At 44.4% G+C, this 16,448-nt stretch carries 13 protein-coding genes; 8 read left to right on the forward strand and 5 right to left on the reverse strand.

Going from position 1 to position 16,448, the window contains the following annotated elements:
• Positions 1-294 precede the first annotated feature (294 nt).
• The gene (locus tag OCV36_RS10855) at positions 295-1,509 is read left to right on the forward strand and encodes a 4Fe-4S binding protein (RefSeq protein WP_135456700.1); all 1,215 of its coding nucleotides are present in this window, start codon (positions 295-297) and stop codon (positions 1,507-1,509) included.
• Positions 1,510-1,644: 135 nt separating this feature from the next.
• Here the strand turns inward: OCV36_RS10855 and OCV36_RS10860 are convergent, their stop codons facing one another.
• On the reverse strand, positions 1,645-2,136 hold the full coding sequence (locus OCV36_RS10860; RefSeq protein ID WP_029224848.1) for a VOC family protein: 492 nt from the start codon (positions 2,134-2,136) through the stop codon (positions 1,645-1,647).
• A 465-nt stretch (positions 2,137-2,601) separates the two neighbouring features.
• Here OCV36_RS10860 and ahpC point away from each other — a divergent pair, with 465 nt between their 5' ends.
• On the forward strand, positions 2,602-3,159 hold the full coding sequence (gene ahpC, locus OCV36_RS10865; protein ID WP_017073520.1) for an alkyl hydroperoxide reductase subunit C: 558 nt from the start codon (positions 2,602-2,604) through the stop codon (positions 3,157-3,159).
• A gap of 229 nt (positions 3,160-3,388) precedes the next feature.
• On the forward strand, positions 3,389-4,981 hold the full coding sequence (gene ahpF, locus OCV36_RS10870; protein WP_135458938.1) for an alkyl hydroperoxide reductase subunit F: 1,593 nt from the start codon (positions 3,389-3,391) through the stop codon (positions 4,979-4,981).
• A 141-nt stretch (positions 4,982-5,122) separates the two neighbouring features.
• On the opposite strand, the gene OCV36_RS10875 is transcribed toward ahpF, so the two are convergent.
• Positions 5,123-5,722: a LysE family translocator gene (locus OCV36_RS10875; RefSeq protein ID WP_017073522.1), complete on the reverse strand. Its 600-nt coding sequence runs from the start codon at positions 5,720-5,722 to the stop codon at positions 5,123-5,125.
• Between the two features lie 122 nt (positions 5,723-5,844).
• On the opposite strand from OCV36_RS10875, the gene OCV36_RS10880 reads away from it, so the two are divergent.
• Positions 5,845-6,330: an Lrp/AsnC family transcriptional regulator gene (locus tag OCV36_RS10880; RefSeq protein WP_004736367.1), complete on the forward strand. Its 486-nt coding sequence runs from the start codon at positions 5,845-5,847 to the stop codon at positions 6,328-6,330.
• A gap of 117 nt (positions 6,331-6,447) precedes the next feature.
• On the opposite strand, the gene OCV36_RS10885 is transcribed toward OCV36_RS10880, so the two are convergent.
• Both OCV36_RS10885 and OCV36_RS10890 read right to left on the reverse strand, forming a co-directional pair.
• On the reverse strand, positions 6,448-7,818 hold the full coding sequence (locus OCV36_RS10885; protein WP_135458940.1) for an L-serine ammonia-lyase: 1,371 nt from the start codon (positions 7,816-7,818) through the stop codon (positions 6,448-6,450).
• Between the two features lie 43 nt (positions 7,819-7,861).
• On the reverse strand, positions 7,862-9,403 hold the full coding sequence (locus OCV36_RS10890; RefSeq protein WP_017073525.1) for a sodium:solute symporter family transporter: 1,542 nt from the start codon (positions 9,401-9,403) through the stop codon (positions 7,862-7,864).
• Positions 9,404-9,751: 348 nt separating this feature from the next.
• On the opposite strand from OCV36_RS10890, the gene OCV36_RS10895 reads away from it, so the two are divergent.
• The 4 genes from OCV36_RS10895 to OCV36_RS10910 all read left to right on the forward strand — a co-directional run bounded on the left by OCV36_RS10895 (position 9,752) and on the right by OCV36_RS10910 (position 14,795).
• Positions 9,752-11,047, forward strand: coding sequence for an MFS transporter (locus tag OCV36_RS10895; RefSeq protein ID WP_017073526.1), 1,296 nt, complete (start codon positions 9,752-9,754; stop codon positions 11,045-11,047).
• 144 nt (positions 11,048-11,191) lie between these two features.
• Positions 11,192-12,208: a nuclear transport factor 2 family protein gene (locus OCV36_RS10900; protein WP_004736372.1), complete on the forward strand. Its 1,017-nt coding sequence runs from the start codon at positions 11,192-11,194 to the stop codon at positions 12,206-12,208.
• Positions 12,209-12,487: 279 nt separating this feature from the next.
• Positions 12,488-13,564 carry a porin gene (locus tag OCV36_RS10905; RefSeq protein WP_135458942.1) on the forward strand — a complete coding sequence of 359 codons (1,077 nt, stop codon included), beginning with the start codon at positions 12,488-12,490 and terminating at the stop codon, positions 13,562-13,564.
• 199 nt (positions 13,565-13,763) lie between these two features.
• The gene (locus tag OCV36_RS10910) at positions 13,764-14,795 is read left to right on the forward strand and encodes a LacI family DNA-binding transcriptional regulator (protein ID WP_135458944.1); all 1,032 of its coding nucleotides are present in this window, start codon (positions 13,764-13,766) and stop codon (positions 14,793-14,795) included.
• Positions 14,796-14,941: 146 nt separating this feature from the next.
• Here OCV36_RS10910 and OCV36_RS10915 read toward each other — a convergent pair whose 3' ends face one another.
• Entirely contained in the window at positions 14,942-16,444 is a 1,503-nt protein-coding gene (locus OCV36_RS10915) for an arylsulfatase (RefSeq protein WP_016785700.1), read from the reverse strand.
• Positions 16,445-16,448 lie beyond the last annotated feature (4 nt).

A 16,448-nucleotide genomic window follows, 5' to 3' on the forward strand; every position in this document is an offset into this window, starting at 1 on the left:
CATAATTTATATTAATGATAATTTTTAGTTATTTACAATTTTTGTTATCTAAAGGGTTTAGGGCAGGACATAAGCTTACAAGCAAACACCAAGGTTAACTGAATTCGATATTAATAATCCCAGTTCACTCTATTAAAAAAACCAGCCCACCCTCTTAAAAAACCACCCTTAATGGTTATACGATATATTGATGAAAATTAACTCAAATCAAAGATAGGTAAGTTAGTTCATTAATCGTCAGACATACTCTTACATGCAATCTATAGTGCCATTCTGCAATTAAACGGTGGCTATATGACTTTTATCGAATCTTTTACCTTAATGCTTGCATTGATTTATAGCATTTGTGTTCTCTACACTAGCGGTAAAAAGCTCGGTAGCATGATAACTTCCTGCATTATCATTATTGCTGTATTGAGCGCAGCCTACTGGCCTCTACTCATTGCTCTGTCATTAGCGATGATTGTTATCTCTTCCGTTTTTTACTTTAAACCGACCATCATTACGGCTTCATCTAAGACAAATGTTTTGCGTCAAGTCAGCCAACACGCGATGGCACTTTCATTTTTTTTAGTGGCGATCCAATACACCCTTCACACATGGCTTCTTGTTCATCAAATATCTCCAAGCTTCATGCGACCGGATGTTACAGATGCTTTCTTGCCTATTGCTGCAGCCATTCAACTTAAAGCGATCTTCTCTATTGGATTTTGGGATCAAACCCATCCTGCAGGTGCCGTTATGCTCGTGACTGTATTAGTGACTGGTATTGCTTGCAAACGTGCATTTTGTGGTTGGATTTGTCCGTTAGGTCTCGCTGGGGAGTATCTGTATAAATTACGCTTAAAGTTCGTGAAGAAAGCGTATTTACCACCGGTTTGGCTCGACTGGCCATTACGTATGATGAAGTACTTATTGTTAGCTTTCTTTACCTTTATTTCAGTCGGAATGCCTGTCGCGAGCCTGACTTATTACCTTAATGGCAATTATCATAAAATCGCTGATGTAAAAACCGCTTGGGTATTCGTTGAACCAGGAATGATCACTCTTGGTGTTTTAGCAGTCATTCTATTAATGTCGGCATGGCGACAACGTGCTTTTTGTCGTTACTTTTGTCCTTATGGCGCACTACTCGGGATAACAAGCCTATTCAGCCCATTTAAAATTCGTCGAGACACTAAACATTGTTTAAATGAAAAAGATAATCTGAATTGCAGCAAATGCACTCGTGCATGTCCTTCTAATATTATTATTCACACCACTAAACAAATTCGAACGGATGAATGCCAAGCTTGTTTACGTTGTGTTGCAGCTTGTCCAAATAAACAAGCTCTTGGACTAAAAACGCGTAATGGTTGGCAACTGTCATCTAAGCACCTCCTCGTTTTAGTGCTAATAATTATGTTCGGCATCCCTTTATTGTCTTTTGCATTGGGTTATTGGCACAGTCAAACAAGCAATGAGATCCGCATACAATTAATTCAAATGATGGATTACCTCAGCTATTGATCTTAGCTCTTTGAATCTCATAATGTGTCCAAATCCAAGTTACCTTCCCCCAAGCAAAAAAAGGATTGGTATCTCTACCAATCCTCTTCAGGGGGTGTTTCAGTATTTCTACCTGATGACAGGTAGGTAACGCTATTACTCGTAATCAGTCGCGTACGTATCTTCATATGTGTGCGAGTAGAATTCGAATAGGTTACCAAACGGGTCTTCTAGGTAAACCATTTGTGCTTGTTTTAGTTCGTCTTCTGGGTGGTAACGCATGATGTCCATACGAACCTTTCCGCCATACTCTTCAACGCGCTTAATAGCTGAATGAAACTGCTCTTTTGGAAGTTGCAAACAGAAATGGAAAATGCCTAAGCGAGAGAAATCAACGTCGTGACGCTCTTGGCGCTCTTTCATTTCGAACAGCTCAACACCGATGCCATCAGATGTTACTAAGTGTGCAATGTTGAAGCCTTTGAAGCCTTCGCCAAATACTGCAATACACATACGGCCGATTGCTGATTCGCGCTCTTCCATCACTTTAGTGTTGTTCATTACGATTCTTAGACCTAAAGCTTTCGTGTAAAACTCAACTGCTTTGTCCATATCGCCAACCATTAGGCCTACGTGATTCATTTTCATAACTTGCTCCAAATTCGTTTTTAATTCTGTGTGCTTCGAAGACTGGCTTCGATGTTTCGTTTCGATGAAGAGAGTATAGGGAGAGACAGTGATTAACTGAAATTATCATAAATTATATTAATGATAATATTTCGTTATTTACCAATTAGCATGAAACCTCCTCTCACTTAAAGAAGCCATGCCTACATAGATGTTTACGTGAATAGAGGTAAGCCTAAATAGATAACAACCTAAAGAGCATAGCTACCCAAATAGAGCCCTGCCCACTTTGATAGCTTTTGTTGATAAGTTCTGTTGATAATTCTTGTTGATAGCTTTTATCGATAGTCTTGTTCTTTCAAAGATAGGATTTACCTATTGAATCTATAGAAATGTCCGATTTCACTAATTTCCGGTGCGAATGCAATATATCTCCATCGACGCGGGATAGCGTTAAACACTACAAATTAGAAAGAGAGTCGAATCATGATCAACACAGAAATCAAACCATTCAACGCAACAGCATTCAAAAGCGGCGAGTTCGTAGAAATCACTGAGCAAGACGTTAAAGGCAAGTGGGCTGTATTCTTCTTCTACCCAGCAGACTTCACGTTTGTATGTCCAACTGAGCTAGTTGACCTACAAGACAAATACGCAGAGCTTCAATCTCGCGGCGTAGAAGTTTTCTCAGTATCAACTGACACTCACTTCTCTCACAAAGCATGGCACGATACTTCTGACAAAATCGGCACTATCGAATATTTCATGGTAGGCGACCAAACAGGCAACATCACAAACAACTTCAACGTTATGCGTGAGGGTCAAGGCCTTGCAGACCGTGCTACTTTCCTAATCGACCCTGAAGGCGTTATCCAAGCAATGGAAATCACGGCTGAAGGTATTGGCCGTGACGCTGAAGACTTACTACGCAAGGTTAAAGCAGCACAATACGTCGCCGCTCACCCAGGTGAAGTTTGCCCAGCTAAATGGAAAGAAGGCGAAGAGACTCTAGCGCCATCTCTAGATCTAGTAGGCAAGATTTAATCAAAGCCGAGTTCAAACAAGAACTGCTAAGAAAGAACAAGTAAAACAGAACAGTTAAACGGTTCTACAGGCGCGCTTCGGCCTCCCTCCTAAAGGGCAGTTGCGCGCCACCCTTTCAAACCATCAACACCACAATATTTGCCGACTTGCGCCCCCTTTTTATTTTTCCTTTTTCAGCAAGAAGGTATTGGTCAATACCAAGACACAGAATTTAAGAGCAGGCACGATTATGTTAGATCAAGCAATGAAGCAGCAGCTAAAAGCATACTTAGAAAACCTAAAAACCAATGTTCAGTTAGTGCTGAGCCTTGATAGCAGCGATACCGCGAACAAACTTCAAGATCTGGCGAACGATATCGCCTCTCTCACCGGCAAAATTGAAGTAATTCGAGATGATAACGCAAGCACTCGCCGCCCTATCATGCAGGTAGTGAACCAAGAGAAAGGCACTGCGATCGGTTTCGCGGGTTTGCCAATGGGTCACGAGTTCACGTCACTGGTACTCGCACTGCTCCATAGTGGTGGTCACCCTATTAAGCTTGAAGCGGACGTAATTGAGCAAATTAAAGAATTAGATCAAGAACTTAATGTAGAAATCTTTATCTCACTCTCATGCCAAAACTGTCCAGAAGTAGTTCAGGCGTTCAACATGATGTCGGCGATTAACCCTCTAGTTAAGACAACCATGATCGACGGCGCCGCATTCCAAGACGAAGTGAAGTCTCGCGACATTATGGCGGTACCGAGCGTATTCATTAACGGTGAGCTATTTGGTCAAGGCCGTATGTCACTGGCTGAAATCCTCAACAAAGTCGATTCAGGCGCAGCAGAAAAGAAAGCGGCAAACCTAAACGAACAAGCACCGTTTGATGTATTGGTTGTAGGCGGTGGCCCTGCAGGTTCTTCAGCGGCAATTTATGCGGCACGTAAAGGCATTCGCACAGGTGTGGTTGCTGATCGATTCGGCGGTCAGGTAATGGATACCATGGCGATTGAAAACTTTATCTCAGTAAAAGCAACCACCGGCCCTAAGCTAGTAGCTAGCCTAGAGGAACACGTAAAAGAGTACGGTGTAGAAGTAATGACTGAGCAGCGCGCGGCTAACATCATCGCTGCAGAAGACACAAAAGACGGCTACATCCACGTTGAACTAGAGAGCGGCGCAACATTACGATCTCGCACGGTAATCACCAGTACCGGTGCACGCTGGCGTGAAATGAACGTTCCGGGTGAGCAAGAGTACCGCAATAAAGGTGTCGCTTACTGCCCACACTGTGACGGCCCACTGTTCAAAGGTAAGAAAACAGCGGTTATCGGTGGCGGTAACTCCGGTATCGAAGCGGCGATTGATTTAGCGGGTATCGTTGAACACGTAACCGTACTTGAATTTGCAGACACACTACGTGCAGACCAAGTGCTGATCGACAAAGCGAACGCAACACCAAACATCGAAATCATCAAGATGGCGCAAACAACGCGAGTGATTGGTGATGGCAACCGCGTAACGGCTTTGGAATATAAAGATCGTAACACCGATGAGCTGAAGCAAGTCGACATTGCCGGCATCTTTGTTCAAATCGGCCTGATGCCAAACAGCGAATGGTTGAAGGGTTCGAAAGTTGAGCTTTCACCACGCGGTGAAATTGAAATTAACGCTCATGGCGCAACGTCAATGAAAGGTGTGTTTGCGGCGGGTGACGTAACAACAGTACCTTACAAACAGATCATCATTGCGATGGGTGAAGGTGCTAAAGCAAGTTTAGGTGCATTTGACCACCTAATCCGTAACTCAGCTCCGGTTAAAGAAGCTGAAACCGCTTAATCTTTTAAGCAAACATTCCTTAAAACGTTCTTGTTAACTTGCGAGTTATTAGTAACTTACTAATTATTGTTAACCACTTAGTCGATTTTTAGACACCACTCCTATGGATTTAGGAGTGGTTTTTTTATTTGTAGAGAGGCTTTATGCTGGTTGATAAAGCATAAAGGCAACCACCATCGCTAAGCTTCCGCCCAAGCAACGGTTCACAAACATCATCTGTTTTGGTGATTGCAGTAACTTTTTAAGCATGGTGCCGCAATACGCCCACACCAACATGCACGGCACACCGGTAATAACCATACCCGCGATAATGGTCACGACTTGAATCAGGTAGTCTGCGTTTGGAGTGATGAACTGTGAGAATACAGTTAATGACGCAATCCAACCTTTAGGGTTTAACACCTGCACCAATACGCCAGACATAAAGCCCGAGCGATTATCAGTGGTGCTTTCTTCGATTTGCATGTTAGCAATCGACCACGCCATAAACAGCAAATAAGCCGCGCCCGCGTATTTCAAAATATTGTACAGCTCTGGATAAAGGGTAAATAGGCTCACCAAACCGACACTGGAACCCGCCAGTACGATGATGATGCCAACAGCGTTCCCAGAGATAAAAGGTAAAGTCGCAGCAAACCCATAACGACTTGAAATCCCAAGTAATGCGATATTGCCTGCCCCAGGTGTAATTGCGATAGATATTGAAAACAGCAAGAACGCCAGCATTAACTGAGAGCTCATTTCCTCTCACTCCTAATAAGTAAAGTATTTATACGGAGAGAGTTTACAGATTCGACTAGGAATTAAATTGCTATATAGGCTAATATTAATCCAAATTTGAGCAAGACTTTTCTAAAAACACCATGAAACAGAAAGAATCCACCAAAGAAGTGTTAGATGACACAGATATCGCCATCTTAGAACATATCCAACAAGACGGACGCATGAGCAACAGTAAGCTCGCAGAGAAGGTCAACCTCAGCGAAACCCCGTGCTGGCGCCGTTGGAAACGCATGGAAGAGACGGGCTATATCGATGGTTACGCCGCTAAGCTGAATCGTAAAAAGTTAGGCTTTCATGTTGCAGGCTTTACGCTAGTGACACTGGGCAACCACGAGGTTGAAAACACGGAACCGTTTGAAGAGTTTGTCGAAGTAACCGATTGGATTCCTATGTGTCACTGTATTGCAGGCGGCGCCGACTATATGATTCAAGTGCTAGCGAAAGATTTAGAAGAGTACTTTGAGCGTATTAGCTCGATCAGACGAGTCAAAGGCGTGAGTGCGATTCAGTCGAATATCTCGGTTAAAGAGTTGAAAAACAGCTATAAGTTGCCTCTTGGGGACTAGTTCACTTCTCCTGACAGCCCTTTTCTTTAAGCAAAATAAAAGCCCAGCTCCCTAGATTTCTAAAACTTAGGGGCTGGGCTTTGTTATTTTGAAACAGATATCGTTTATTTACTCTTGCTATTCACAAGGGTGAGCTAAATGAATCAGCGCCAAACCACCTAGAGACGTTTCACGATACTTCTTATTCATGTCTTTACCCGTCTGATACATAGTCGCGATAACCTTATCCAATGAAATCAGGCTTTTACTGTTACGTTTGAGTGCCATTCGCGAAGCATTAATCGCTTTCATCGAGCCCATCGCATTTCGTTCAATACATGGCACTTGTACTAAGCCACCAATTGGGTCACATGTCATACCCAATGAGTGTTCCATCGCAATTTCGGCTGCAATGCAGATCTGCTCATTGCTGCCACCACGTAACGCTGTTAAACCCGCTGCCGCCATAGAAGACGACACGCCCACTTCACCTTGGCACCCTACTTCCGCACCAGAAATAGAAGCATTGGTTTTGTATAAAATACCAATCGCACCCGATACTGCCAAAAAGTCTTTCAGTTGCTTAGTGTCGAGTTCTTTAATGAAGCGATGGTAATACATCAACACCGCAGGGATAACGCCCGCTGCACCATTAGTGGGTGATGTCACCACTTGGCCGCCCGCTGCATTTTCCTCACTCACCGCAAAAGCAAACAAGTTAATCCAGTCCATGATTTCCATTGGGTCGTTTTCAACGGCCGCATTTGCTTCCAGCTTTTTCAGCAGGTTCGGCGCACGACGTGTCACGTTCAAACCGCCATCAAGAATGCCTTCTGTTTCAAAGCCGCGTTCCATACAACGAGTCATCACTCGCCAGATTTGATCGGCCTTTTCTGAGATAACATCAGCGCCTTGGAAAGCCGCTTCATTTTTCAGAATCATGCCACCCAAGCTCATGCCGCTGTCTTCTGCTTTTTTCAGCATTTCATCGGCATTCTTAAAAGGATAAGGGACTTCTACGGCTTGGGTTTGAGTGCCATTTTCCAGTTCATCCGCTGTAGCAATAAAACCACCACCAATCGAGTAATAGGTTTCATCTACAATCACATTTCCACTTTGGTCGAACGCGGTAATCATCATGCCATTTTCATGTAAAGGCAGATTATCTTCGTGAAATAGCATGTCTGTTTGGTAATTAAAGCCAATGGTGTGATGGCCACTCAGCTGCATTTCACCACTGTCGATAGCAAGGCGCATCGCTTCATTCGCGCTAGTGATTTTAATCGTATCAGGCTTATTGCCAAGCAAACCCAAGATGGTTGCTCTGTCGGTATGGTGCCCTATTCCGGTTAACGATAACGAACCATAAAGATCGACCTGAACACGAACCACTTCCGTGATTTTATCCGCGACTAATTGAGTGAAATGGAAACCCGCAATCATTGGGCCGTTAGTGTGTGAGCTTGATGGCCCAACACCAATTTTATAGATATCAAAAATGGACAGCATACATCTACCTGTTAAAAATTAGCCAGTTGAGAAAATTTACTCATTAAGAAAGAGCGGCATAAAGCCAATCAGGAATAACAGTACAAGCTGCAATCGTAACGACAGCGAACACTAGCAAGCCGTAATGGCTTGCCGTAGGTTTTGCAAACAAGTGTTTTTGCTTGGCGATAAATTCGTTTTGTTGTTCAGTTACTTGCCCATAGAAATGGCTAACGACAACACCTAGCACTAAGAAAACCACAGTGCCGATTAAGGCGAACCAAGGCCAAGATATGCCATAGTATTTTGCAATGAACACCACAATCACACTGCCAATACTGCCCGCAATTACGCCGCTCTCGTTAGCTCGTTTAAAGAACAAACCCAGGATGAAAGAGCCAAGACGAATGCCGACAAAAATGGAAGTCAGGCTAGCGATAGTCTTGAGCACAGATTCATTTGAAACGGCCAATAAAGCGGGCACAACAACCGAAGCCGCCGCGACAAGGCTCATTTTTCTTGCCACCGATTCATAGTGTGCATCAGAGGCTTTCTTACGGAAAAAGCGCTTATAGAAATCGAACGTTGCCACTGTCGCCATCGAGTTGTAAGTCGAATCCAAGGTCGACATCGCTGCTGCAGACAGTGCGGATATCACCAAACCAACAATGATGGGATTGGTATGGTTAAACACAAAATCGAGAATCACTTCATTGCTGTTTTCAAAGCTTTGGTCTTGATAAAAGACACTCAGAAGAACGCCCATTACAGAGAAAAACAAGTAGATAAAGAAGGCGCCGTAACCACATAGCAGCATCGATTTCTGTGCCGTCTCAACGTTTTTTGTTGCCAATGTTCTTTGAATAATCAATTGGTTAGTGCCGTACACACTCAGGTGTAAGAAACTCACGGCAACCACACCCGCCCACAATGTAGTATCAACTCCCAAGTCGAAATCGAGATTGATGATGTTTAGATGTTCAGGAGACAGCACCTCGCCCGCATCAATCTTCATCAGCAATAGGGCAAAGATCGCAATGCTGCCAATGATCAGTACCGCCGACTGCAGCATGTCTGTCCATATGACGGTCGAAATACCGCCCGCATAAGTATACAAAGCCGTAAATAAGCTGATGTAGATGATCGCCTCGGAGATACTCACCGGCAGCACTTGAACCAAGATCAGTGCAACTGCATACAAAATTACCCCAGCCGAAATACACTGAACCACAATAAACACGATTGAGTTGATCGTGCGAGCAACAACGCCAAAGCGGTGCTCTAGGTATTCATAAATCGAAGTCAGGCCGAGTTTGTAAAACACCGGGACAAAGAAAACCACAGCGAAAAAGATCACTATTGGGTAATTCAAATGGACGCTCATTGCTTCCATGCCTGAGCTATAAACCCAACCCGGCATGCCCACGAACGTCATCGCGCTGATGTAGGTTGCAAGAATCGACACACCTGCCGTAAACCAACCAAATTGTTTTCCGCCCGTTGAAAAATCACCACCAACGCTATAACGCTTATTTACTAAGTAACTGATAAATAAAGTAGTTAGTACATATAAAGCAATAACCACAAAACTTGAGTACGTAACCATTTTTAGATTCCGTTTATTATATTTCGCAATTCATTCGCCGCCAATAGTACTCAAAAATCGATATTTTCCCTCAAAAACCCACAGTAAGTGTGAGTATTGTCACTAAGTTAGATGATTAAACACTCTAAATGCTCAAAAAGTCCCAAAACAACGATCTAATGAGATCAAGATCACTAAAACGCACAAAATGGGTACGCACTCATTTTAAAATTGACTTTGATCACGGATCTAATAACCACAAAAATTCTATTATCTCTCCCGAAATGAAGATGGTGTGGTGATATTCAATAACCGCCACACAATAATCGAAACTAAAAACACCCTATAAAAAATAAAGGTTTATCGGTCATGACTACTAAAAAACACATGAGCGAAGTTCCTATGATTCAAAGGGTAGCTGCTTATCTTGCAATTCTAGTTGGCTATTTTTTCTATTGTTATAACTTTGTAATTATTGACTACGTACGCCCATACATCGTTGATGCGTATGATGGTATTAACTTAGCGGATACCGCTCAGTTCTATACATGGCAGTCGGTTGGCGCACTTATTGGTGCCTTAAGCTGTGCATGGGTGGCATCAAACTTTGGTAAGAAATCGACTCTTATTGTCATCACTGCACTGAACGGTGGCGCAACCATCATAAATATGATGTTTACTGACTACGCGATGTGGGCAGCAATGCGTTTCATCATCGGTATTTCTTTAGGTGGTTACTTCACAGTAGCTGTGAGCTTGATGATCGGCCTATTCACGCCTTCAGTTCGCGGTAAGTTGACAGCATTCGCCTCTTCTATGTTCTCTGTGGCTCTAATGGCAATGGGCGCGTATGCAGCATTCATCTCTAGTGTTGATGCGCCTTGGCAGAGCCTAATGTGGGTAGGTGGTATTCCTCCTCTCGTTGCTGCTGCATTAATGATCTTCATCCTACCTAGCGACAAGAAAGTGATCGCCTACGGTGAAGAAGAGCAAGCCGCTGCTGAAGCATCGAATAAACCAGCGAAGAAAGGTTCTTGGGGTGAAATGCTAAGCGCACCATACCGCAAGCTAACGATTACTTGTCTATTATTGGCTGGTCTTAATTTCTACGGTTACCAATTCTTCTCTGGTTTTGTGACAACGTACCTAAAAGACGTGCGTCAATTCGACGGTGCGACTATCGGCATCATCTTCTCTATCTCTGCATTCGGTTCGCTATTCGGTGCTTGGGTATGGGGTGCAATCGCTGACAAATACGGTCGTAAAGTGAACGCGTTTGGTTTCATCCTTGCGGGTGTAATGGCTTCAGTATTCTTCGTGGCACCAAGCGACGTGATGATCGGCAGCCTAAACATGCTGGCTATCCTAGGCCTTATCTACAACTTCGGTTTGTCTGCTTCTGCGGTATGGGGTGGTTACTTCTCTGAATTGTTCCCAGCTCACTTACGTAGCTTCGGTGCAGCGCTGTTCCACGGTGGTCGTATCATCGGCATGTGGGCCCCAATGGTGTTGGTATTCATCCAAGAGCGTTCAGACCTAGCAACAGCAATGTGGGGTTCACCAATCGTATGGATTCTGGCTGGTCTACTGTGGCTATCTCTACCAGAAACATTGAAAGGCGGCATTTTCGACAAGAGCAAAAAAGCGGAAACAGCAAAAGCTTAATCCCCTTTAGTTGAAACCTCTAAAAGTTGAAAACCTCTAAAGACACGAAATAAACATCAATCCGGCTGAGAAGTCAGCCGGTAACAAAATCCAAATCGAATCCTGTTCCGAATGTTGGCTCGACAACAAAAAAGAGAATTTACTATGTCTAAATATCAAGAAGCTAAACGCATTGTTCGCGATTACTTTGACGCTATCGAAAACGCTACTCACGAGAACGTGGCTGAAGTTTTAAAAGCACACACTTCTGAAGATTACTTGTGGCGTGGTGTTTACCCATTCCGTGAGCAAGAAGGCGCACAAGCAGCGGCTGACGTATTCTGGGCACCAATGATGAAATCAATGACACGCATGCAGCGTCGTCAAGATATCTTCATCGGCGGTAACAACGAAGTTAACCCAGATGAAATTTGGGTAATGAGCATGGGTCACTTCATGGGTCTATTCGACGCTGAATACCTAGGCATGCGCCCTACTGGCAAGATCATGAACGTTCGCTATGCAGAATTTAACTGTGTTGTTGACGGCAAAATCACAAAAACTGGCCTGTTCCTAGATCTACTAGGCATGATGGACCAAGCGGGCTGCTACCCACTTCCACCATCAACAGGTAAGCACTTCGTTTACCCTGGCCCACGTAATCATGATGGCCTGTTGTTTGAAGATGCGGCTCCAGAAGAAGGCGTTGCGACACTGGCTCTAGTGAACAAGATGGTAGATGACCTTTCTGCACTTAACGACAGTGGCGCAATGGGTTGCCCACCAGAAGTGCTAGCGAAGAGCTGGTCAAAAGACATGATTTGGTACGGCCCTTGTGGTATCGGCGCGTCTTACACGATTCCTCGTTACCAACAACAGCACCAACTTCCTTTCCGTAACAACCTGAAAGACAAGAAATTCAACGGCCACGTTTGTCGTTTCGCTGAAGGTAACTTCTCTTGTTTCTTCGGTTGGCCAAACCTATCAAACACCCCTACAGGTGGCTTCCTAGGTATGACTGGCGGCGAAGTACGCGCAAACATGCAAGTGGTTGACGTTTACTACCGTGACGGTGACAAGCTGTCTGAGAACTGGGTTCTTATTGACCTTCCTTACTGGCTACAGCAGCAAGGTCTAGACGTGTTCGAACGCACTTCATCTATCATGAACCCAACGCTGTAATCGAAACGCTTTAATCCAAAAAATTGAAACGAAATAGTGGCAACCTAAATAGACATCTGATTTAGGTTTCCACGCTTACTGGGAGACCCTTCTCGCTCCTAGTAAGTGCTCTACCAATCAATGCTTCAATCAATTAATTGCTTCACCAATCAATAATTGCTCCACCAATAATTGATCCAATTAGTGCCTCATGGATGGGGTACACCCTGCCAAACCATTACTAATATAACGAGCTTGAAAGCACGGCGGCTTTCTACGGCTCGAATAAAGAGAATAACAATGAAAAAGTCGATTCTTTCAGCAGTGATCCTGACGGCGCTTACGTCGGGTTCTGCTTTTGCTGCACATACTTTTACCAATGACGCAGGCGATAGCCTCACTCTAGATGGCCGTTTTGACGTTCGTTACCAAGATAAAGGTGGCGATCATAATGGCGAATGGAACAGCGGTAGTTCTCGTTTCGGCCTTAAAGGTCAAATGGGGTTAGACAACGACTGGACTGGCTTTGGCCATGCCGAATGGGGTTACAACTCAGGTGCTAACGGCGACAATATTTACGACCGACTTCTATACGCAGGTGTAGAGCACGACAAATACGGCAAGATCGCTGCGGGTACTAAACAGTGGTCTACCTTCTACGATGTAGCTTGGTTTACCGATATGGGTCGTGTGTTTGGTTCACGTGGTTCTGGTTACTACAACCTTTCTGACTGGGGTATTGCTTCTGGTACAGGCCGCGCGGAAAACTCGATCACTTACCGCAACAACATCAACGATAACTGGAAATACGGCTTCACTTATCAGACAACTCGTGAAGATGTTGGCCTTGCTGACGGTTTAACCGCAACACTGAAAAACGGTATGGGCGCTTCAACGCTTTACACCATCACTGACGGCCTAACCATTGGTTTAGCTTACCATCAGAATGAATTTGACGATGTCGATGCTGGCGTTCAAAACATCAAAGATGGCGATACACAACGTATTGGTTTATTGGGTGTGAACTACACCAATAATGGCCTATTCGTTGGTTTCACCTACAGCCAAGGTTCAAATTGGGAAACCACCAGCAAAGCCGAATTTTACGACCACCGTGGTGCTGAATTCTTCACTTACTACCACTTTGAAAACGGTCTGCGTCCAACCTTTAACGTTAACTACTTAACGGACACAGACGACAACGCTAATGGCTACGATCGTCAGTTGATTATCCCTGGTCTTGAATACCACTTTAAGAAGAACAAGTTCTTAGTATGGACTGAATACCAATTCGATAATGGTAACGACAAGTCCGTAGGTAACCATTACGAAAACAGCGATGACCAATTCGCTGCGGGTATTCGTTACTACTTCTAACGCCCAGTTAATCGAGTCACAAATTCGCTAAACAAAGCTCTGCTCTTAATGCAGAGCTTTTTTTGGGTCATACCCAGAATAATATCCAACATTCTCTATTAACCCTTATTTTTCATCCCATCATGGCATATTGTATTTTTGAATACGTACCTAATTATGGTACTCTGTGCACTGTCAATTTAGTTCAAAAGTATCTTCTATGAGCTCTCCAAAACACTCCACGGCGTCAAAGCCAACCGTCACCTCTAAAGATGTCGCTAAGCTTGCTGGCGTTTCTCAATCAACTGTATCTCGCGTATTTGTACCGGGCAGTTCAGTGTCTGAAAAGACCAAGCAGAAAGTGTTCGATGCAGCAAAATCGTTGAATTATCGTCCCAATGCCTTTGCCCGCAGTCTGACGACAAATGAATCCAAATTGATTGGCTTAGTTTTCCCAGATGCCGACTACCCTATTCACATGAAAACACTGCAGCTTATCTCTACTGAGCTACAAAAACAGGGGTACTCTGCGGTATTGATTCCTTGGCAAGTTGATGGAAACGATAACCACTCTATTCCTAACATCTTCCAGTACCGTGTTGATGGCGTGATTGCCGCTTCTGCGACCTTTAATAAGTCGCTTTATGAAGAGTGTGAAGAGTTCGACATCCCTATCGTTCAGTTCGCGCGTGTTGTTGAAGGGACTAAGAGTAGCCATGTGGTGAGCGACAACTACGCTGCAGGTCAATTTGCTGCTCAGCACTTTCATAAACTTGGTATCAAGTCAGCCACTTACCTCACAGGTAACGTCCCGACATTTACCAATGGCGAGCGCCAAGTGGGTTTCTGCACAGAATTTGAAGACTTAACTGGCAAACAGGCTCGCGTGATTGAAGCTGACTACGATTACCTTGATTCACTCGAGATCATCAGAGCCATGTTCAAAGAAGCTTCTCATCCTGAAGCCATATTTTGTGCGACGGACAATCTCGCTATGGCAGTGATGGACGTGGCTCGTTTAGAGTTCGAGCTCCGTATCCCAGAAGATCTGCAAGTGATTGGGTTTGATGACATCCCACAAACTCAGTGGCTGAACTACCAATTGACCACTTTCAAGCAGGATTTCCGACGCCTTGCACGTGAGTCCGTGAAGATTGTCGTTAGCCAGATTCAAGAGCAAGACACCAGCTTAGTGAAATTAATGGTGCCGGTTCAATTTGTAGAACGTAACACTACGTTGAAAGCAAAATAGCGTTTTCTTCAGCTTTTTTGCATGATTAAAACAAGCTTTTAAACAACCAAAATACAAAAATCCCGTTGGCGACGATTAGAGTCTCCAACGGGATTTTGTATTTCTACTCAGCCTTTTCTGCCCCAACTACTTGAGACAAGTGCGTATTAGTTACCCACACCACCTGTTTTCTCAGCTGGTAAATCTGGTGTCACTGGGGGCCACTCTTGGAAGGTTGCTAGATGTTGTTGGACAGCAGCTTGTGCAGGACCAAATGCCCACATTTTTTGCCCCATCCACTTCAAGTACATGCCCGACTCTTCTGCCGCTCGCTCATACGGGTCACGACGCAAGTTAAAGAGTAACGGTGCGTTTAGCTCCTCTTTCGGACCACTCCAGCCATGATTTTGGACCACAAAGTGCGCCTTCCAATCGCCAATACGAACCGCTTGTAGCTTGTCTCGTTCGTAGTAGTAGATCTCTTTACGATTAGACTCGCCTTTCTCTGTTAGCATGTCCACTTGGTTGTAACCATCAAGGTGCGCTTTAAAGCCATCGTGACCTTTCAGCATTTTCTCTTTTAGATCCGTTGGACCACCAGCCGCAGCGACCAGAGTGGGTAACCAGTCCATACCATCAAAGATGCCATTGCCTACGCTACCCGCAGGGATTTTACCCGGCCAACTCACCAATGCAGGCGCTCTTACGCCACCTTCCCAAGTGGTACCTTTTTCACCATGGAAAGGCGTCATGCCGCCATCAGGCCAAGTCATGATCTCAGGGCCGTTGTCTGCAGTGAAAATGATAATGGTGTTATCGGCGATGCCTAACTCTTCCATTTTCGCCATCATTTCCCCGACGTGGTCATCAAGATCTTTCATGACCACTTCTTGCAGCCCCCAACCGTTTTGGCCAAGCATCGCTTCATATTCAGGAGAAAGATGCGTCCATACATGGCCACGAGATGGGCAGTACCAAGTAAAGAATGGTTTATCCGCTTCTACGGCTCGTTCAATGAAATTGATAGCATGCTTATTTACTTCATCGTCGAGTGTACGCATACGCTCAATCGACAATGCACCATCGTCTTCGATCGTTTGGCCACCTTTGCCATCTGATTTCGCGTAAATAACATTACGAGGTGCAAAGGCATCCAAAGAGCCATCTTTTGGCCAATCTGGATCTTCGGTATATTCCATCGCATTCAAGTGATACAACCAACCCCAATACTCATCAAAACCGTGCATTGTCGGTAAGAATTCATCTCTATCACCAAGGTGGTTTTTACCAAATTGCCCAGTCACATACCCCATCGTTTTGAGCATCTCTGGAAGCGTTGGCGTATCCGCACTTAAACCAACGGGACCACCAGGTAACCCAACAGAGTGCATTCCGGTTCTAACTGGTAATTGCCCGGTTAAGAAAGCAGAACGACCCGCGGTACAAGATGGCTGCGCATAGTAGTCTGTCAGAAGCATTCCCTTCTCAGCAATACTATCGATGTTTGGTGTTTCGCTACTCATCACGCCATTGTGATAAGCGCTCAGGTTTGAGATGCCAATATCATCGGTGAAAATGACGAAGATATTAGGTTGTTCTTGTGCCGACCATGCCGATAGCGAAAAGCTACTCAACACGCTCAAGGTAAGAAGGTGAAAAATCCCTTTCATATAA

The sequence above is a fragment of the Vibrio echinoideorum genome (assembly GCF_024347455.1).
GTDB classification, from domain to species: Bacteria; Pseudomonadota; Gammaproteobacteria; order Enterobacterales; family Vibrionaceae; genus Vibrio; species Vibrio echinoideorum.

Excerpts from the sequence above, each read along its gene's own strand:
- OCV36_RS10905 (WP_135458942.1), top strand. The coding sequence starts at position 12,488 with ATGAAAAAGTCGATTCTTTCAGCAGTGATCCTGACGGCGCTTACGTCG.
- OCV36_RS10895 (WP_017073526.1), top strand. The coding sequence starts at position 9,752 with ATGACTACTAAAAAACACATGAGCGAAGTTCCTATGATTCAAAGGGTA.
- OCV36_RS10855 (WP_135456700.1), top strand. The coding sequence starts at position 295 with ATGACTTTTATCGAATCTTTTACCTTAATGCTTGCATTGATTTATAGC.
- OCV36_RS10910 (WP_135458944.1), top strand. The coding sequence starts at position 13,764 with ATGAGCTCTCCAAAACACTCCACGGCGTCAAAGCCAACCGTCACCTCT.
- ahpF (WP_135458938.1), top strand. The coding sequence starts at position 3,389 with ATGTTAGATCAAGCAATGAAGCAGCAGCTAAAAGCATACTTAGAAAAC.
- OCV36_RS10885 (WP_135458940.1), bottom strand. The coding sequence starts at position 7,818 with ATGCTGTCCATTTTTGATATCTATAAAATTGGTGTTGGGCCATCAAGC.
- OCV36_RS10890 (WP_017073525.1), bottom strand. The coding sequence starts at position 9,403 with ATGGTTACGTACTCAAGTTTTGTGGTTATTGCTTTATATGTACTAACT.
- OCV36_RS10900 (WP_004736372.1), top strand. The coding sequence starts at position 11,192 with ATGTCTAAATATCAAGAAGCTAAACGCATTGTTCGCGATTACTTTGAC.
- OCV36_RS10860 (WP_029224848.1), bottom strand. The coding sequence starts at position 2,136 with ATGAAAATGAATCACGTAGGCCTAATGGTTGGCGATATGGACAAAGCA.
- ahpC (WP_017073520.1), top strand. The coding sequence starts at position 2,602 with ATGATCAACACAGAAATCAAACCATTCAACGCAACAGCATTCAAAAGC.
- OCV36_RS10915 (WP_016785700.1), bottom strand. The coding sequence starts at position 16,444 with ATGAAAGGGATTTTTCACCTTCTTACCTTGAGCGTGTTGAGTAGCTTT.
- OCV36_RS10880 (WP_004736367.1), top strand. The coding sequence starts at position 5,845 with ATGAAACAGAAAGAATCCACCAAAGAAGTGTTAGATGACACAGATATC.
- OCV36_RS10875 (WP_017073522.1), bottom strand. The coding sequence starts at position 5,722 with ATGAGCTCTCAGTTAATGCTGGCGTTCTTGCTGTTTTCAATATCTATC.